Here is a 17,774-nt window from a genome sequence, read left to right on the forward strand (position 1 = left end):
AATCTTTTTGACTATCAGTCCGTACTCACAAGCACCCACACGAATTGCTTGATTCGATTTGTTAAAGAGCGTTTGGTTAAGAGCTTTTCGTCTCAACCGAGGCGCGCATTCTACGCTTTCCTCAGAGTCTGTCAAGCGTTTGTTTTGAAGTTTTTACTACCACTTTCTTTCGAAAGCTAACAACTTCAAAAACTTACTGCTTGCCCCGAAGCGTTCATCGCTGCGAGGAGGCGAATAATACGCGCTTTGAAATCAGAGTCAACACCTTGTTCTGAAAAACTTTTCCAACAACCTTTTGCCGCTACCTGGCAACTAATGAAAGCGCAGTGGATCTGTAAAGAAACACACCACGGAGCGTAGCGGCCATGAGCAATGGGCAAAGCGAGAAAACCCCCGGTCTCTCTGCAGATGAAGAGCAGGAGGTCAGCCACAGCCAACCGCCGCGGGCGGCACTGCTGCATGAAATCATTCGCTACCAGGGCGATCAGGAGCTGGAACGTACACTTGCCGCGTTGTGGTGGTCGGCACTGGCCGCCGGCCTGTCCATGGGGTTGTCGTTGATGGCCATGGGGCTATTCTACGCCCGCCTGCCGGAAGGCGACGGTGCCCACGTGATCGCCAGCATCGGCTATAGCGCGGGCTTTCTTGCCGTGATACTGGCCCGCCAGCAACTGTTCACCGAAAATACGATCACCGCGGTGCTGCCCGTCATGACCGCCCCTACGCTGGCCAACTTTGGACGACTGCTACGTCTCTGGGGCGTGGTGTTGCTTGGCAACCTGGCAGGTACTCTGCTGATAGCCTGGGTGATGCTGGAACTGCCGATCTTCGACAGCAAGACCGATGTGGCATTCCTGGAGGTCGGCCGCAAGGTAATGAAGAACGACGTCAGCCAGATGTTCGCCAAGGGCATCATATCGGGCTGGATGATTGCCACCATGGTCTGGATGATTCCGTCAATGGAGCACGCCAAGATCTGGATCATTCTGATGATCACCTACCTGATGGCCCTTGGCGATTTCACTCATATAGTGGTGGGGTCAGTCGAAGTGTCCTACCTGGTGTGGGCTGGCGACGAAACCTGGCGCCGCTTCTGGCTGGAATTTGCATTGCCGACGCTGGCGGGCAACATCATAGGCGGCAGTTTCATCTTCGCCCTGATCAGCCATGCACAAGTGCGCAGTGACAGCGGTAAACCACCCTCGCGACTTCTGGACGACGACCAGGCCCTGTCCGCGCGCAGCAGGCACGAGCACAAATGATACTCAGCGTGCCGCTACGGTGAGTTCATTCCCCCTGGCCTTGCTAACTCACGGGCCAGGGGCTACACACCAGTTCCGCCCGCCATGCGGCGAGTCCTGGCTACCCCGTCTCCATCTGAGCCGGGTTGGCCAACATTACAAGGAACCGTCAACTGCCCCCACTTTGATCGAATCAACCGTGAATTGGCTTGTAAGGTCATTACTCGCCAATGAAGCACTGTTCAACAATATTCAAGCGAATTATGCGCTGAACGGTACATCGGCAAAAGAAGATGAGCATTATGGACAACCGCAACGGCAAAGGGCTTTCATTCGTCAAGCGCATCTACCTGCCGCGTGTCATCGGCCTGGGAATCGGCCTGTTCACGGTCATGGCGGCCATTGCGCCGCTGTCGCCACCCTTCTGGACATGGCTGCTGGTACTGTTCAATGGTTTGCTGTGGCCGCACGCGGCCTACCTGTGGGCTTCCCGCTCGACAACGCCTTACCAGGCGGAACAGCGCAACCTCCTGCTGGACTCGCTGATGGGCGGGTTCTGGACCGCCGCCATGCACTTCAACCCGCTGCCCAGCGTGACCGTGCTGTCGATGATGACGATGAACAACGTCGCCGCCGGCGGCAAGCGCATGGTCTTTCGCGGGATGCTGGCGCAACTGGCCGGCATGCTCGCCGCCCTCCTGCTGCTTGGCCCTGGCTTGCAATTGATCGCCACGCCCCAGCAAGTCTATGCGTGCCTGCCAATGCTGGCGCTGTACCCGCTGGCCTTGGGCTGGGTGTGCTACCAGCTTGCGATCAAGCTGGGCGACCACAAGCGCCGGCTGAGTGCCCTGAGCCTCACCGACAGCCTGACCGGCCTGTTCAACCACGGCGCCTGGAAGGACCTGCTGCTGCTGAAGTTCCAGGCTTGCAAGCAGCAACAGGGGCACGCGGTGATTGCCCTGATCGACATCGATCACTTCAAGACCATCAACGACACCTTTGGCCATGTGGTCGGCGACTGTGTACTGCGCCAGCTCAGCGCTGAGCTGCGGCGAAGCCTGCGCGAGGGCGACCAGGCCGGACGTTACGGCGGCGACGAGTTCTGTGTGATCCTGCCCGAGACCAGCCAAGCTCAGGCCTGCCAAGCAATGGAGCGCCTGCGCGAACGGGTTTCCAGCTACCGCAACCCGCAGCTACCGCACCTGCGCATAAGCCTGAGTATCGGCCTGTCGCCCTTCGAGGCCGACCTCGAGTCCCCTGAACATTGGCTCGAACAGGCGGACAAGGCGCTATACCTCGCCAAGCACGCTGGCCGCGATCAGGTCAATTTTGCCCGCGGTCAAGCTGCCACGCTCAGGCTGGCCTATCCTGATTGAACCTCCTTCCTGACTGCCTGGCGGGAGGTTGCCTGAAGGAGCCGCTCGCGCATGGCCAGGACCGCCAAGCTTTCACCCGCTAGCCCCACACCGCGCTTTCAGGTGCGCCACCTCATTGCCGGTTTCAGCGCAGTGTTCGGTCTGGCTTGCCTGGTCATTCTCGGCGCGCTGTTCAATATCGCTAGCACACTCGACCGACAGGAGCGCCAACGTAGCGCCTTCCATGCGAACCAGGCGCTGGAACAACGGCTGCTCGCCTCACGCCAGTTTCTGTCCAGCTATGCCGTATGGGATGCAGCCTTCGAGCACCTGGCGGGCCAAGCCGACTGGCAATGGGCCTACGAGGAAAAGAACGTAGGCGAGTCGCTGTACAGCGCCAGCGGCTACGAAGGGGTGTTCGTCGTGGAAAACGACCGCACCACCTATGCCTTGTTCAAAGGCCAGCCCAGCCAGGCAGGTGCCAACACCTTTATAGACACACCGCTACAGCCGATCATCGAACAGGCCCGCGCAGCAGCAATTTCACGCGAGCAGGTCACCCGTTTCGTGCTGTTCAATGGCTGGCCGGCCGCACTCAGTGCAGCAGCCGTGCGCCCGGACAGGGAGGTTACCGACAGCGAAGTGAGCCAGGCGCCGGTAATGCTGTTCATCGACCAGCTCACCGAAAGCAAACTGGCACAGTTGGGCAACGGCGCCGGCCTGACCGGCATGCACGTGGAAAAGGAGGATAGCCAGGATCACAGCCACCTGCGTATCGACCTGGGCGACACCGGCTACCATCTGACCTGGAACAGCCCGCTGCCGGGGCGTCAGATGCTGTGGGCTGTGTTGCCAGCACTATTGTGCGCACTACTGATACTTGGACTGGTGATGCTTTACCTGTTCCGCCATGCCTTGCGCAGCTCCCGGGCAGTCGGCCTCACGCTCGTGCATCTGCAACAAAGCAACCAGGCCCTGGAGGCCAGCGAGCAACGTTTCCGCGCGGTGGCCGAGTCGGCATCCGACTGGATCTGGGAAACCGACCGGCAACAACGCCTGACCTACCTGTCGCAACGCTTCGCCACCGTCACCGGCTACCAGGTGGACGGCTGGCTGGGCCGCCCGCTCAACCAGTTGCTGGCCTGCGATACCACGCCGCTGTCACCTTGGCTGGACGCTCTGGCTACCGCCGACCCGCAGCAATTGGCCAACCTGCGCTGCACTTACCGCGACCAGAATGGCCAGAACCGCTACTGCCGGATATCCGCCCGCGCTATCTGGCGCGATGGCAAGGCCATCGGTTTTCGGGGTACCGCCAGCGATATTACCGACGAAGTCGACGCCCACGCGCGCATCCAGCACCTTTCGCAGCACGACCCACTGACCGGGCTGGCCAACCGCAACAAGCTCGCCAGGCACCTGGAGCAGGCCTTGTTGCGCGGCAGTGACTCGCCGCCGCTGACCTTGTTGCTGCTGGACCTGGACAACTTCAAGCCGATCAACGACTCGCTTGGTCATGCCGCCGGAGATGCCGTGCTGCAAGAAGTGGCAACGCGCCTGCGCGACACCACCCGCGACGGCGATCTGGTCGCGCGTCTGGGCGGCGACGAGTTCATCCTGGTACTCAGCGGCATGGACAACAGCAGCGAAATCGACCGCTTCTGTGCGCGCCTGATCGGTCTGCTGCAGCAACCCATCGTTTTCGACAGCCAGCCTCTGCACATTGGTGCCAGCATTGGTGTTGCCCAGACGCGCAACCAGGGCTTCGATGCCGGTGAGCTGATCCGCTGTGCCGACATCGCCCTGTACCAGGCCAAGGCCGATGGAAAGAACACATGGCGCTACTTCGTTGCCGAAATGAATCAGCAGATCCAGTATCGCCGTCAGTTGGAGAACGACCTGCGCCGGGCCCTGCGCAATGAGGAGTTCGAGTTGCATTACCAGCCGCGCTACCGCCTCGACGACCTGCGTATCGTCGCGGTCGAGGCCTTGGTGCGCTGGCAGCACCCCCAGGAAGGCTTGCTGGGGCCGGACACCTTCATCCCGTTGGCTGAGCAGAGCGACATCATTGTTGCGCTAGGCCGCTGGGTGCTGCGCGAAGCTTGCCGCACGGCTCATGACTGGCCGGCCGACGTACTGGTTTCGGTCAACCTGTCGCCTGCGCAGTTCTTGCGCAGCGATGTGGTAGCCGACGTGCGCGAAACCTTGCTGGACACCGCCTTCCCCGCCCAACGGTTGGAGCTGGAGATTACCGAGAACGTGATGCTCAACGACATCGAGGGTGCGCTAGGTACCATGCTGTCGCTCAAGGAGCTTGGCGTGCGTCTGAACATGGACGATTTCGGCACCGGCTATTCGTCGTTGGGCTACCTGCGTACCTACCCGTTCGACAGCATCAAGATCGACAAGCGCTTCATCAGCGGCCTGAACAACAACGGCGGCAGCGACCGCGCTGTGGTCCAGGCCATCATCAACCTGGGTGAGGCGATGGGGCTGACAGTGACAGCCGAAGGCGTGGAAAGCGAACATCAACTCAAGGCGCTGGAAAAGGACCGCTGCCATGAAGTGCAAGGCTATTACCTGAGCAGACCCCTGGACAGCGCCGGGTTGGCGGCGTTGCTGCACCAAACATCCCAAAGCACTGCACAGCCCTTGTAGACGCGGCCTGGTACTGCTCCTAAACAGACTGGGTGCGCTGCTGCAGGCTGCGCTGCGCCACGATCTCGGGCAGATCACACCGACGCAGATAGGTGCGCAGCGGTTCACCAATGTTCAAGCGGTCATCCACATGCTGATCCAGCAACAGCGACAGTCGTTCGCGGCACAGCGCCATGCGCTGCCCTTGCTCGGGCCGCCAGACAAACTCGCTGCAGGGGGTGATACTGGCGTCGGCCACGTCCATGCCGAACGCGTCCTCGGAGAAACGCACGATATGAACACCGCGCTTGCCGTGAAAACCGACAAAGCCCTTTAGCTGATCGGCGGCGTTGCAGATATCCTGGGAAGTGATGGCCATGACGTAACCTCGCAATGAAATCGGAAGATACGCACGCCTGGCAGGAGAAGGGTTGCCTCTGTCGGGCAACTCACAACGGCAGCCTAACGCAACTGGCGGGCCGCTCGCCAAGTTTTTTCGTGTTTGCCCGACAGTCAATGCCGGCTTGGCCTGACGGTCGTCGGCGAATTAAAGCTGCACTGCCTTCACCACACGCACAGGCTTACCGCTTCGAAAGTTACATTTCTGCCTGACGAGGCAGCACCATCACTGCGGGTCGCCGCCCTCGTGCACCTGCACACTCGCCGTCATCCCCGCACTCAAGGTCAGCCCTTCCGGCACCTGGTCCAGGCGAATCCTCACCGGTATGCGCTGGGCCAGTCGCACCCAGTTGAAAGTCGGTTCTACCTCCGGCAGCAATTGGCTGTCCGGATTGCTGTTGCGGTCGGTGATGCCGCGGCTGATGCTCTCCACGTGCCCCTGCATCGGTTCACCCGCCCCCATCAGCCAGACTTTCACGGTGTCCCCAACACGAATGCGCGGCAGCTTGGTTTCTTCGAAATAGGCCTGGATGTAGAACGTCGAATCATCCACCAGTGCCATCACCGATTCCCCGGTGTTCACATAATTGCCTTCAGCCAGACGCAGATTGGTGATATGCCCGCTGCGCGGTGCCCGCACTTCACTGCGCGCCAGGTTGATCTTGGCAACCTGCAACTGCGCCTCGGCCTCATGCAACTCGCCGCGCGCAATGGCGGCATTGATCTGGGCGTTTTCACGCAACTCGGCACTGATCGCCTCTGGCCCTAAAGCAGTACGCCGGGCCGCTTCACGCTCGCGCAAGCGCAGTTGCTGGGCGCGGGTCTCGGTCACCGCACTGGCCTGGTCGAAGGCGGCCTGGAAACGCTCGCGGTCGATACTCATCAACAGGTCGCCAGCCTTGACCTGCTGGTTGTCATGGACCTTGAGTTCGCGCACCCAGCCAGACACATCAGGCGCAATCACCACAACATCGGCGCGTACACGGGCATCGCGCGTCCACGGGGTGAGCATGTAGTACTGCCACAGCTGGTAGCCGGCCAACACGGCCAGGGCCACCACACACAGGGTCACCAGAGTACGTACGGCCGCACGCATCGAAACACTCCTTTATAAAGTTCCCAGCAGGCGTACCACCAGGAACAACACACAAACGAACAGCGCCGCGTCGAACAGCGCCTCATGCCAGATCCAACGCCCCAACGGTGTGGCATGCACCACCAGGCGCAGCAGGCCGGTGAGCAGCAGCGCCAACAACACATAAAGCAGAAACGGGCTGAGCAGCACACCGCCCACTTCCCACTCACGCAAGCCCATGGGTGTCCTCCTGCCAGCGGCACCATTTGCCCCAGCTTTTCTGTAATTGCAGCACCGCCCCCTCGGCCAGCCGAAGCGGGTCGCTGGCAGGCAGCCGACGCAAGGCAGCAATGAACTGCTCACTGGCAGCATCCAACCGCTGCCCTCGCCCGGCAGCAGGCCCATTGGCCAGCACTGCTTCCACTTGTTGCAGGTACTCGCGCTCGGCCCGCCCCAGGGGGGCCTGGGCGACCGCCAGGCACATGCGCAGGTGCACCAGCTCGTCGCCGATATCCAGCCCGTGCAGGCCGTCATCCCAGCGTTTGCGTTCACCTTCCGGTAATTCACTCGCATGCCGCGCCAGTTGCATCAGCCGGTCGGCCATGCGCCCGCCAAACCAGCTGTCAGCCCCGCGCAGGTCGCGCCGAGTCAGGCGCACCAAGTCGTTCTGGGTTGCAGCACGCAAGCGCCGGCCCAGCCAGGCCGGGTGGCGGAACACCAATAAGCGAAAGGCCATGACCGCTGCCGACACCCCCACCAGCATGGCCAGGGCACTGTTCAGCATGGTCGCCACGCCGAACTGCATGGCGTTGAGCGGCGACACGAGCACAATGAAGTGCAGGCAATAGGAAGTGGCCGTAGCCCCGGTACGCGGATGGGCCATGCCCAGAGCACCAAGAAACAGCGGCACGCCCATGCCCAGGCAGAGCATGGCGAAACTGCTCCATTGCGGCAGCATGATCTGCCCGACCAGAAACGCAGCCGGTATTGCCAGGAATATCCCGCGCAGGAAGCTCAGGCCGATCTGCGCGCCGTTTTCGCGACTGGCGAACAGGCTGCAGACCACGCAGGTCAGCACCAGGCCACCCGGGGCCGAAGGCCAGGCCGTAGCCAGCCAGAAGCCACTCATCACCAGAAAGGCCAGCGCGCTGCGCGAGCCGAACAGCAGGGCCAGCGACCAGTCTCGGTGCGCAGCCAATCCCTGGGACACGTCCTTGGGTGCCCTGCCCGCCTCCACATCCTCAAGTGCCTGGCTGGCGGCCATGGCATAGTCCAGCAGCAGGGCCATGCGCGCCAGGCAGAAGTGTTCAGCCGAACTGATCTGCTCATCGTGTGCGGCATCCCAGATGCGCTGACGCAGCAACAACAGGCTGGGCTGGTCGGGTTGGTCCAGCAACGTGCGCACTTCCTGCAACCAGGGCGTCAGGTGCTCGACCTCACACTCTTCCAGTTGCCGCCACTGGCGGCGCACCGAACGGGAAATACGCAACAGCACCATCAGTTTCTGGCTAAGGCCACGAATGGCACGAGCACGTTGGCGCCCGCGATTGCCCTCGAACCAGGCATGCTCACGTTGGCTGTCGATGGCAACGATGCGCCCCAGGCTTTCCAGCAGGCCTTTGCGCGCCTCATCCTCTCCGCCCAGCATGGCTCTGGCGGCCTGCAGGCCGTTCTGCCAGGCCTGTCGCGCCTGCCCGCCCAGTTGCTGCTCGACCCGCATGGGCCAAAGCAAGGCACTGCTGGCTGTTGCACAGAAAATACCCAGGCAGATCTCGGTACAGCGAGCCACGGCCTGGTCGAATACCTGCAGGGGGTGATCGATGGCCGGCAAGGCAATGATCGCTGCGGTATAGCCGGCCAGTACAAAGGCATAGGCCCAGGCGCTGCGCAACTGGGTGGACGCGGCGGTGCACAGGGCCAGCCACAGCGCCAAGGTAAGCAGGAACAGGCCGGGGGTCTGGGCGAACAGGCCGATGAACAGCACCGACATGACGGTACCTACCAACGTGCCGGCCAACCGCGCCAAGCCTTTCTGCACCACCATGCCCGATAGCGGCTGGGCGACGATGAAAGCAGTCATCAATGCCCAGGAGGGTTGCTCGAGCCCCCAGCGCATCGCCAGCCACAACGCCAGGCCGCCACCGAGCAGGGTCTTGATGGCGAACTTGAGGGCGAGGCTGCTGGGAGCGAACAGGGCCTGAAAGGTGATGGGCACGAGGCGGACCTTGCGGGGAAAAGTCTTGCTGAAAAGATAGACAATGATAAGCAGGATAAAGCGGAAACGATTAATTAGCTAGCTAATCATGTATATTCGATTGGCCTGCACTGAAAGGGACAGCTCAGGCAGTAAAAAATGCAGGCAAAAAAAATGGGCGACCGAAGTCGCCCTAAATGCCTTGCGTGCTCGTGTACCCGGAAGGTCAGCGCGGCTTGCGCTTGTTCGAGTCCTTCCAGATGAAAATGCCCAGACCGGCAAAGAAGGCGACCATCAACCCGACCGTTACCACACCGGCGATAACCACGTTGTCGAAGAACATGTTGGCCTCCCCATTCGTTTGCCGTTGTCCGATGGGTGCAAGTTAACCAATGTGGAGGCGGGGAAAATTGATCAGCGTCAATGGTGCCCGGGGCCGGGCACGCGAGGGGGGCGCAGGGTTGACCTGCGTCAAGTTTCAGCGCTTCTTCGGCTTGCCCTTGGGCTTCTTTTTCTTGCTGGTATTCAATGGCAGGGCCTGCTCGAAAGCATTGCGCATTTCGTTCAGCCGCTTTTCCTTGAGGTCGTGGACGCGCTTGGCACGTTCGGCATCGAAATCGATGAGGTTGTCTTGGCTCATGGGTGGGCTCGACGATCAACAGAGAATTGCATGATGAAGCCAGGCGCAGGCGCTGACCAGCCCCTGTATCAGACTTCGATGTCCACCAGCAGTCCCTGGCGTACATGCTCGCCCATCAATGGCGCTACCGGCACGGTGTTGTCGGCATTGACCTCGTCACCCGGGACGGCATCGTAGCGCTCGTGCTCGCCCTTTTGCCGGCGTTGCTGCTGGCGGCGCTGTTCATCGCGCAGCAACAGTACCTGCTCCTGCGGATCGCGCTGGCGCTTGAGGTCGATGGCACTATCGCCGGACGCAGGCTGCGTCGGCACCACCGGCTTGATGTCAGGTGTTGGCTTGACCGGGTCCTGTTGCGAGGTGACCGGGGCGGCACTGAGCGGAATGATCGGCGGCAGCATGGACGTTCTCCTATGCCCCCTGTATCGGCAGGCGCAGCTTTACCTTGATGTCATGGACAACATTTACTCGGCTTCGTCACCAGGGAAGTCGTCACCTGGCGGGCTGGCCTCGCTCCAAGGTCGCTTGTACACCTGCTGCCAAATCGCAGCCATATGATCGCGTATTGCCTGCGGCGCGGCTTTCAGCGAGGCGCTGTCCTCGCGCTCACCACCGACCGGCTCCTCGCCCGCCGGGCTGATCAGCGACTGACCGGTAATGGTGTAACTGGCCTGCCCTTCACGCATCTCGATGTCGATGTCGTGCGGGTCGATACCGCCGCCGCAGAACGCATGGCTGGCCAACGTTACCTCGGCCACGCCATTCTTGTTCAGGTCACTGACATCACTGACGTCATTATAGAAGTCAACGTCCAGATCCAGCCCCGGGCAAGTGGTTTCCTGCTCGATCTGCCAACGCGCCCTGAAGGTGTCGTTCTCGGCCGTGCGCCCGTACAAGGTGGCCTTGAGCACCACCTTGTCCACTTCCTGTCCGCTTTCCAGGTCGCTGGCCTGGCCATCGCTGCGGCTCAGAACCAGCAGCCCCTCGCCGTCAACGTCCCGAAAGTGCACGCTCTTTATCGGCGTCTGCACGCCCAGTACCTCAAGCTGCTCCATCGGGATGGGGGGCAATGTCTCAAAGTCTTTCTGCTCGCAGGCGCTCAGCAGCACCAGGCTGCCCACGGCTATCGAAGCGCTGATCCAGCGTTGCTTGGCAGACATGTTGATCCAGGGCCCTCGTCGGCGGCGCTGTGCAGAACGATGAAACGACTAGACTGTGCCTTTCGGTACCTTTCGATGCTATCGGCACTTTGGTCTGACCGGCCGATCCGTTAACATAATCGGCTTTTTCACCGCGGGAGTTCAGGCAGTATGGCGCAGCAGTATCAACCGGGGCAACGCTGGATCAGCGACAGCGAAGCAGAGCTCGGCCTGGGTACCATCCTGGCGCAGGATGGCCGCCTGTTGACCGTGCTCTACCCGGCCACTGGCGACACCCGCCAGTATTCCCTGCGCAACGCGCCGCTGACCCGCGTGCGCTTCTCGCCAGGTGACCAGATCACCCACTTCGAGGGCTGGAAGTTGACCGTGCGCGAGGTCGAGGACATCGACGGGCTGATGGTCTACCACGGCCTGGACGGGCAGAACCAGCCTCGCACCCTGCCCGAAACCCAGTTATCGAACTTCATTCAGTTCCGCTTGGCCAGCGACCGTCTGTTCGCCGGGCAGATAGACCCACTGTCGTGGTTCAGCCTGCGCTACAACACCCTGCAGCACACCAGCAAGCAGATGCAGTCGGCACTGTGGGGTTTGGGCGGCTGCCGCGCACAGCCCATTGCCCACCAACTGCACATCGCCCGCGAAGTCGCCGACCGCAGCGCCCCGCGCGTTCTGCTGGCCGACGAAGTGGGCCTGGGCAAAACCATCGAAGCCGGCCTGGTCATTCACCGCCAGCTGCTGTCGGGTCGCGCCAGCCGCGTACTGATCCTGGTACCGGAAAACCTCCAGCACCAGTGGCTGGTGGAAATGCGCCGGCGCTTCAATCTGCAAGTGGCGCTGTTCGACGCCGAGCGCTTCATCGAGAGTGACGCCAGCAACCCGTTCGAGGACGCCCAACTGGCGTTGGTTGCCCTGGAGTGGCTGGTCGACGACGAAAGGGCCCAGGACGCGCTGTTTGCCGCAGGCTGGGACCTGTTGGTAGTCGACGAAGCCCACCACCTGGTCTGGCACGAAGACCAGGTCAGCGCCGAGTACGGCCTGGTCGAGCAACTGGCCCAAGTGATCCCGGGCGTACTGCTGCTCACCGCCACCCCAGAGCAGCTTGGCCAGGACAGCCACTTCGCCCGCCTGCGCCTGCTCGACCCCAACCGTTTTCACGACCTGGCCGCTTTCCGCGCCGAGAGCGAGCACTACCGCCCGGTAGCCGAGGCGGTGCAGGAGCTGCTCGACGAGGGCCGTCTGTCGCCCAAGGCCCACGCCACCATCCAGGGCTTCCTGGGTGCCGAAGGCGAAGCCCTGCTGGCTGCGGTCAGCGACGGCGACACACAGGCCAGCGCGCGGCTGATTCGCGAGTTGCTGGATCGCCACGGCACCGGCCGCGTATTGTTCCGTAACACCCGTGCGGCGATTCAGGGCTTCCCCGAGCGCCAGTTGCACGCCTATCCGCTGGCCATGCCCGAGCAGTACCGCGACCTGCCAGCCGGCGAGCACGCCGAGCTGTACCCGGAAGTTGCCTTCCAGGCCCAGGGTGACGTTGCGGATGACGAGCGCTGGTGGCGTTTCGACCCGCGTGTCGACTGGCTGATCGACACCCTGAAGATGCTCAAGCGCACCAAAGTGCTGGTGATCTGCGCCCACGCCGAAACCGCCATGGACCTGGAAGATGCCCTGCGCGTGCGCTCCGGCATCCCGGCTTCGGTGTTCCATGAAGGCATGAGCATCCTCGAGCGCGACCGCGCCGCTGCCTACTTTGCCGATGAAGAGTTCGGTGCCCAGGTACTGATCTGCTCGGAAATCGGCAGCGAAGGCCGCAACTTCCAGTTCGCTCATCACCTGGTGATGTTCGACCTGCCAGCGCACCCCGATCTGCTCGAACAGCGCATCGGCCGCCTTGACCGGATCGGCCAGAAGCACACTATCCAGTTGCACATCCCGTACCTGCAGGACAGCCCGCAGGAGCGTCTGTTCCAGTGGTACCACGAAGGCCTCAACGCCTTCCTCAACACCTGCCCCACCGGTAATGCCCTGCAACACCAGTTTGGCCCACGCCTGCTGCCGCTGCTCGAAGGCGGCGAAAACAAGGCCTGGGATACCCTGGTGGCCGACGCCCGCGGCGAGCGCGAGCGTCTGGAAGCCGAACTGCACACTGGCCGTGACCGCCTGCTGGAGCTCAACTCCGGCGGTGCCGGCGAAGGTCAGGCGCTGGTCGAGGCTATTCTCGAACAGGACGATCAGTTCGCCCTGCCGATCTACATGGAAACCCTGTTCGACGCCTTCGGCATCGACAGCGAAGACCATTCCGAGAACGCCCTGATCCTCAAGCCGAGCGAGAAGATGCTCGATGCCAGCTTCCCGCTGGGCGACGATGAAGGCGTGACCATCACCTACGACCGTGGCCAGGCGCTGTCGCGCGAGGACATGCAGTTCCTCACCTGGGAGCACCCGATGGTGCAGGGCGGCATGGACCTGGTGCTGTCAGGCTCGATGGGCAACACCGCCGTGGCGTTGATCAAGAACAAAGCGCTCAAACCAGGCACTGTACTGCTTGAACTGCTGTTCGTCAGCGAGGTAGTGGCACCCCGCAGCCTGCAACTGGGCCGCTACCTGCCACCGGCGGCACTGCGCTGCCTGCTCGATGCCAATGGCAACGACCTGGCGTCGCGCGTGGCCTTCGAAACCCTCAATGACCAGCTCGAGAGCGTACCGCGCGCCAGCGCCAACAAGTTCGTCCAGGCCCAGCGCGATGTGCTGGCCAAGCGTATCAGTGGCGGTGAAGAGAAGATTCTGCCAACCCACGTCGAGCGCGTGGCCGAAGCCCAGCGCCGCCTGGCAGCCGAGGCCGACGAAGAGTTGGCGCGCCTGGTAGCGTTGCAAGCGGTCAACCCGAGTGTGCGTGACAGCGAAATCGACGCCTTGCGCAAGCAGCGCGAAGATGGCCTGGCGATGCTGGAAAAGGCCGCCCTGCGGCTGGAAGCCATCCGCGTGCTGGTGGCTGGCTAAGAAAAACCAGGCACCGCTGCCCTTGTGGGAGCGGGCGGCCCGCGAACACCGGCGCAGTCGGTGACAGCCACCGTGCTGGATTCTTCGCGGGCACGCCCGCTCTGACCGGGCAAGCAATATTCCTGACTGCGATTACAGTGATAACCAAATCGTAGAAGTCATTGTGCCATTAGTCAGGAAGGCTTAAATACTCCTTCCTATACTGCCTCTGGACAGTCTGCACAGGGTTGTAGCGCAGACGAGTGAAGACTCGATCAAGAGGCATTCCATGGAATGGCTGGGGCTGCAACTGTTCGCCGATCTTCCCGCAACCGGGCGCATCGTCATCGACTGCCGTCATGAACCGTTCTTGGTTCTGCTCGCCTATTTCGTTGCTTGCGCGGCCTGTCTAGCCACCCTCGAGATGGCCGAGCGCCAGTCCCACAGCGACGACCCGACCGCCCACCGGCAATGGAACATGCTGGGAGCCTGCTGCCTGGCAGGCGGTATATGGGCCATGCACTTCATCAGCATGCTGGCTTTTCGGGCCCCGGTAGAAGTGCACTACGACGTATCCCTGACCATTCTTTCACTGCTCATCGCATTGTGCGTGGCCTGGCTGGCCATGCACAGCCTCGAACGCAGCAAGATGCGCGCGTACCACTTTGTGCCGAGCGCAGTGCTGATCGGCCTGGGCATCATCCTCATGCATTTTGTCGGCATGGCCGCAATGGAAACGGGTACCCGCCAGTACTACCAGACCGGCTTGCTACTTGCCTCTGCCGCCATTGCCCTGCTTACCGCCCTGACCGCGCTGTACCTGGCCCGCTACTTGCGCAATGGCAGCGGCACCCTGTACCAGGCCATGAAGTACGGCGCCAGCCTGCTGATGGCCGGCGGCATCGTCGCCACTCATTTCACCGCGATGTCGGCCATGACCCTGATCATCCCTGCCGATACCGCACTGCGCCTACCGTCTGGCGACAACAGCCTGCAACTGGGACTGGGCATCGGCTTCATCACCCTGCTGATCAGTGGTGCCAGCATCAGCGCCGCACTGGCCGACAAGAAGTTGCAAAGCAAGGAGCACGACCTGCGCCGGGTCAGCGTGCTGCTCAGCCAACTGGACCAGGCCCGCGCTTCGCTGCAGCAGGCGGCGCACTACGACGCCCTGACCAACCTGCTCAACCGCCGTGGATTCAACCAGGTATTCGCCGAGCGCCTGGTCGAACATCAGGCCAGTGAAAACCGCCTGGCCGTGATGTTCCTCGACATCGACCATTTCAAGCGCATCAACGACAGCCTCGGCCACGACGCCGGTGACGAGCTGCTCAAGGTGATCGCCAACCACATCAAGGCCGCTACCCGCAGCCACGACCTGGTTGCGCGCTTTGGTGGCGACGAATTCTGTGTGGTCACCAGCCTGAACAGCCGCGACGAAGCCCGCCACCTGGCCCAGCGCATCATGCAACGGATGAAAGACCCCATCGACCTGGGCGGGCGGCGCATGGTCATGACCACCAGCATCGGTGTAAGTATCTTCCCGGACGATGGCGGCACAGCCGAAGAGCTGCTCAAGCATGCCGACCTGGCCCTCTACCAATCCAAGGACAACGGGCGCAACAGCCTGAACTTCTTCAATGACAGCCTGAAGGCCCGCGCGTCGATCGCCTTGCAACTGGAAGAAGAGCTGCGCCTGGCCCTGCTCGAAGAGCGTGGGCTGCGTGTGTACTACCAGCCGATCTTCGACCTGCGCAGTGGGCAAGTGGCCAAACTGGAAGCGCTGGTACGCTGGCAGCATCCTCAACACGGCCTGCTCGGGCCCGACCGTTTTGTCGGCATTGCCGAAGCCAACGGCCTGATCATCGACCTGGACCTGTGGGTGCTTCGCCACGCCTGTGCCGACCTGGCCCGCTTGCAGCGTCACGGCTGCGGCGAAGTCAAGGTCACGGTCAATTGCTCGGCAGTCACCCTCAGCCACGACGAACTGCCCAACGAAGTTGAAAAGGCGCTGCTCCACGCCGGCCTTGCGCCGCGCCATCTGGAGCTGGAAGTGACCGAGAACGCCCTGGTGGGCGATATCCAGCGCACGGTCAGCCTGCTCAAACGCGTCCGGGCCTTGGGGGTGGCACTTTCGATCGACGATTTTGGTACCGGCTACTCGTCACTGGCCTACCTCAAACGCCTGCCGCTGGATGTACTGAAGATCGACCGCACCTTCCTGCAGGATGTACCGGGCAGCCAGAAAGACCGCGAAATTGTCCAGGCAATCATCGCCATGGCGCATACCCTGCACCTGCGGGTAGTCAGCGAGGGCGTGGAAACCGCCGAGCAGCAGGCTTTCCTCGAAAGCCATGGTTGCGACTACCTGCAGGGCTACCTGTTGGGGCGCCCCGTACCGCTGGCCGAGTTGCGTCCTCTGCTGGAGCGGTTGCAGCGCCAGAGTGGCCGGATCACTCCTTGTTGCGGTACAGCTCTACCAGGGTCGCCGGATCTTTTTGCAGGTAACCCTGGCTACCGTGCAGCCGCATCAGTTGCGCGGCAAGGCCACTGAGTGGCGTTGCTGAGCCTTGCTCGCGGGAAAACTTGACCGCACCATCGAGGTCCTTGAGCAGCGTGCGTACGTGCCACTTGATTGGCTCGAAGCGGCTCTCGGCCATTTGCGGCGCAAGAATCTGCAATGGCTTGGAATCGGCAAAACCACCGGCCAGCGCTTCAGCGATCAGCGTCGCATCCACGCCCGACTGTTCGGCCAGTGCCACCACTTCTGCAATTACCAGGGCATTGCACGCGACGATCATCTGGTTGCAAGCCTTGGTCACCTGGCCCGCGCCTACCGCCCCCATATGCGTCACGCGCTGACCAAGCACCTGCAGCACCGGGCGTGCACGCTGCAGGTCGGCCGCTTCACCACCAACCATGATCGCCAGCGTGCCAGCTTCGGCACCGGGCGTACCGCCAGATACAGGTGCATCCAGCCACGCCATGCCGCACAGTGCCGCCAGCTCGGCGGCCATTTCACGGGTGGCGGTGGGTTCCAGGCTAGAGAAATCGATCAGCAACTGGCCGCTGCGCCCGCCTTGGGCAATGCCTTGCTCACCGAACACCACTTCACGCACCACCGCCGTGTCGGCCAGGCACAGTAGCACCATGTCGCTGTCACGGCACAATTCGGCCGGGCTGTTGGCCAGGCGAGCGCCAGCGGCGACCAAGGCAGCGCACTTGTCCGGGCTGCGGTTCCAAACCGTCAATGGATAACCCGCTGCCAGCAGGCGGCGGCACATGGGCAGGCCCATCAGGCCGATGCCGGCGAATCCAAGCGAAGGTCGTGCAGTGCTCATCGATAAACTCCTGACTGATTCGAACATTTCCTAGATTGGCGACGATCCCGGTGGCGCCTGGCACAACGGTGCCACATTACGCATCCCGTAAACTGTTACCGCCACGCCGAATTGTTACTTCCCTCTACCCATCCTGATTGCTTTCAATCACCAAAACGGCGCTGATGCGTATTTTTGCGCACCAAAAAAGATCACGCTTATTCCTGGCTCTTCACCTGGATCACGATGAACGGCGACACCACCACCGCCCAGATCTCTGGCTCGCGGCTTTGCAGGTCCAATGCCTGCTCGGCCGACACCGGCCCAACGGTGCCATCACTACGCCACTTGGCGAAGATCTCGCTGCGATTCTCGGCCATCGCCTCGGCAACAGCGATCAGGTCAAGGCTGGGGTCGACCCAAATCAGGTCACCCTTGGCCCAAAAACGCTCCAGCGCTTTCCACTCAATGATTGCCGTCTCGCCAAGCAATTTGGCATAGAGGGTGCTTGTTTGATCAGTCATGGGCGGTATCCGCAAAAATCGGCCAATAAAAAGGCCGGCATTTTTGCAGAAAAACCCGGTTTCAAATATGTAATTTGGTCGATTGACCCCGGGTTTGTGGGACGGGGTCGCAGATGCAGGCAGTTTGATGGCGCCTTTCTGTATCTTTCTGTCGATCAAGCGACAACACAGGAAAGACGCACTTTTCGACCGCTTTTCAAGCGCTCGAACAGCGCTCTACACTGTACCGGTACAGTTCCGGGACATGTTCCGGGGG

Annotated in this window: 15 protein-coding genes; 5 read left to right on the forward strand and 10 right to left on the reverse strand. The window is 61.8% G+C overall.

All coding sequences use genetic code 11. From position 1 onward, the window contains the following. The first annotated feature begins 365 nt into the window (after positions 1–365). The 3 genes from ACYCCG_RS19170 (at position 366) to ACYCCG_RS19180 (ending at position 5,254) form a co-directional block, all read left to right on the forward strand. Entirely contained in the window at positions 366–1,262 is an 897-nt protein-coding gene (locus ACYCCG_RS19170) for a formate/nitrite transporter family protein (protein ID WP_339443713.1), read from the forward strand. A gap of 281 nt (positions 1,263–1,543) precedes the next feature. After that, positions 1,544–2,617: a diguanylate cyclase gene (locus ACYCCG_RS19175; RefSeq protein WP_176685302.1), complete on the forward strand. Its 1,074-nt coding sequence runs from the start codon at positions 1,544–1,546 to the stop codon at positions 2,615–2,617. A gap of 51 nt (positions 2,618–2,668) precedes the next feature. After that, complete coding sequence (locus ACYCCG_RS19180; protein WP_459671513.1) at positions 2,669–5,254, forward strand: bifunctional diguanylate cyclase/phosphodiesterase; 2,586 nt, start codon at positions 2,669–2,671, stop codon at positions 5,252–5,254. Between the two features lie 19 nt (positions 5,255–5,273). Here ACYCCG_RS19180 and ACYCCG_RS19185 read toward each other — a convergent pair whose 3' ends face one another. The 8 genes from ACYCCG_RS19185 to ACYCCG_RS19220 form a co-directional block, all read right to left on the reverse strand. Continuing rightward, positions 5,274–5,612, reverse strand: a complete 339-nt coding sequence (locus ACYCCG_RS19185) for a DUF2025 family protein (protein WP_176685304.1) — start codon at positions 5,610–5,612, stop codon at positions 5,274–5,276. A gap of 246 nt (positions 5,613–5,858) precedes the next feature. Further along, positions 5,859–6,728, reverse strand: coding sequence for an efflux RND transporter periplasmic adaptor subunit (locus tag ACYCCG_RS19190; RefSeq protein ID WP_176685305.1), 870 nt, complete (start codon positions 6,726–6,728; stop codon positions 5,859–5,861). 12 nt (positions 6,729–6,740) lie between these two features. Beyond that, positions 6,741–6,947, reverse strand: a complete 207-nt coding sequence (locus tag ACYCCG_RS19195) for a DUF1656 domain-containing protein (RefSeq protein ID WP_012051433.1) — start codon at positions 6,945–6,947, stop codon at positions 6,741–6,743. Next, positions 6,934–8,922, reverse strand: a complete 1,989-nt coding sequence (locus tag ACYCCG_RS19200) for an FUSC family protein (protein WP_209967656.1) — start codon at positions 8,920–8,922, stop codon at positions 6,934–6,936. The genes ACYCCG_RS19195 and ACYCCG_RS19200 overlap by 14 nt, the downstream gene beginning before the upstream one ends. A 205-nt stretch (positions 8,923–9,127) precedes the next feature. After that, positions 9,128–9,244, reverse strand: a complete 117-nt coding sequence (ccoM, locus tag ACYCCG_RS19205) for a cytochrome c oxidase subunit CcoM (protein ID WP_003254862.1) — start codon at positions 9,242–9,244, stop codon at positions 9,128–9,130. Between the two features lie 135 nt (positions 9,245–9,379). Continuing rightward, on the reverse strand, positions 9,380–9,541 hold the full coding sequence (locus ACYCCG_RS19210) for a hypothetical protein (RefSeq protein WP_162948979.1): 162 nt from the start codon (positions 9,539–9,541) through the stop codon (positions 9,380–9,382). A gap of 68 nt (positions 9,542–9,609) precedes the next feature. Beyond that, entirely contained in the window at positions 9,610–9,939 is a 330-nt protein-coding gene (locus ACYCCG_RS19215) for an aspartate-semialdehyde dehydrogenase (protein WP_176685307.1), read from the reverse strand. 63 nt (positions 9,940–10,002) lie between these two features. Further along, a complete protein-coding gene (locus ACYCCG_RS19220; RefSeq protein ID WP_209967657.1) occupies positions 10,003–10,698 on the reverse strand; it encodes a M949_RS01915 family surface polysaccharide biosynthesis protein in 696 nt (231 codons plus the stop codon). Positions 10,699–10,848: 150 nt separating this feature from the next. Between ACYCCG_RS19220 and rapA the strand changes: the two genes are divergently transcribed. Together rapA and ACYCCG_RS19230 are read left to right on the forward strand one after the other, a co-directional pair. Beyond that, entirely contained in the window at positions 10,849–13,695 is a 2,847-nt protein-coding gene (rapA, locus tag ACYCCG_RS19225; RefSeq protein ID WP_209967658.1) for an RNA polymerase-associated protein RapA, read from the forward strand. Between the two features lie 268 nt (positions 13,696–13,963). Further along, positions 13,964–16,228, forward strand: coding sequence for a putative bifunctional diguanylate cyclase/phosphodiesterase (locus tag ACYCCG_RS19230; protein ID WP_459671519.1), 2,265 nt, complete (start codon positions 13,964–13,966; stop codon positions 16,226–16,228). Here ACYCCG_RS19230 and ACYCCG_RS19235 read toward each other — a convergent pair. Continuing rightward, positions 16,128–17,015 carry an NAD(P)-dependent oxidoreductase gene (locus tag ACYCCG_RS19235; protein ID WP_176685311.1) on the reverse strand — a complete coding sequence of 296 codons (888 nt, stop codon included), beginning with the start codon at positions 17,013–17,015 and terminating at the stop codon, positions 16,128–16,130. The genes ACYCCG_RS19230 and ACYCCG_RS19235 overlap by 101 nt on opposite strands. Positions 17,016–17,212: 197 nt before the next feature. Beyond that, on the reverse strand, positions 17,213–17,518 hold the full coding sequence (locus ACYCCG_RS19240) for a DUF2288 domain-containing protein (protein WP_209967663.1): 306 nt from the start codon (positions 17,516–17,518) through the stop codon (positions 17,213–17,215). Positions 17,519–17,774: the final 256 nt, after the last annotated feature.

It is taken from the genome of Pseudomonas sp. VEM90, assembly GCF_054611535.1.

What these genes read in the sequence shown, in the direction of transcription:
- ACYCCG_RS19230 (WP_459671519.1), top strand. Translation starts at nt 13,964, where the DNA reads ATGGAATGGCTGGGGCTGCAACTGTTCGCCGATCTTCCCGCAACCGGG.
- ccoM (WP_003254862.1), bottom strand. Translation starts at nt 9,244, where the DNA reads ATGTTCTTCGACAACGTGGTTATCGCCGGTGTGGTAACGGTCGGGTTG.
- ACYCCG_RS19235 (WP_176685311.1), bottom strand. Translation starts at nt 17,015, where the DNA reads ATGAGCACTGCACGACCTTCGCTTGGATTCGCCGGCATCGGCCTGATG.
- ACYCCG_RS19215 (WP_176685307.1), bottom strand. Translation starts at nt 9,939, where the DNA reads ATGCTGCCGCCGATCATTCCGCTCAGTGCCGCCCCGGTCACCTCGCAA.
- ACYCCG_RS19175 (WP_176685302.1), top strand. Translation starts at nt 1,544, where the DNA reads ATGGACAACCGCAACGGCAAAGGGCTTTCATTCGTCAAGCGCATCTAC.
- ACYCCG_RS19170 (WP_339443713.1), top strand. Translation starts at nt 366, where the DNA reads ATGAGCAATGGGCAAAGCGAGAAAACCCCCGGTCTCTCTGCAGATGAA.
- rapA (WP_209967658.1), top strand. Translation starts at nt 10,849, where the DNA reads ATGGCGCAGCAGTATCAACCGGGGCAACGCTGGATCAGCGACAGCGAA.
- ACYCCG_RS19220 (WP_209967657.1), bottom strand. Translation starts at nt 10,698, where the DNA reads ATGTCTGCCAAGCAACGCTGGATCAGCGCTTCGATAGCCGTGGGCAGC.
- ACYCCG_RS19190 (WP_176685305.1), bottom strand. Translation starts at nt 6,728, where the DNA reads ATGCGTGCGGCCGTACGTACTCTGGTGACCCTGTGTGTGGTGGCCCTG.
- ACYCCG_RS19180 (WP_459671513.1), top strand. Translation starts at nt 2,669, where the DNA reads ATGGCCAGGACCGCCAAGCTTTCACCCGCTAGCCCCACACCGCGCTTT.
- ACYCCG_RS19185 (WP_176685304.1), bottom strand. Translation starts at nt 5,612, where the DNA reads ATGGCCATCACTTCCCAGGATATCTGCAACGCCGCCGATCAGCTAAAG.
- ACYCCG_RS19210 (WP_162948979.1), bottom strand. Translation starts at nt 9,541, where the DNA reads ATGAGCCAAGACAACCTCATCGATTTCGATGCCGAACGTGCCAAGCGC.
- ACYCCG_RS19195 (WP_012051433.1), bottom strand. Translation starts at nt 6,947, where the DNA reads ATGGGCTTGCGTGAGTGGGAAGTGGGCGGTGTGCTGCTCAGCCCGTTT.
- ACYCCG_RS19240 (WP_209967663.1), bottom strand. Translation starts at nt 17,518, where the DNA reads ATGACTGATCAAACAAGCACCCTCTATGCCAAATTGCTTGGCGAGACG.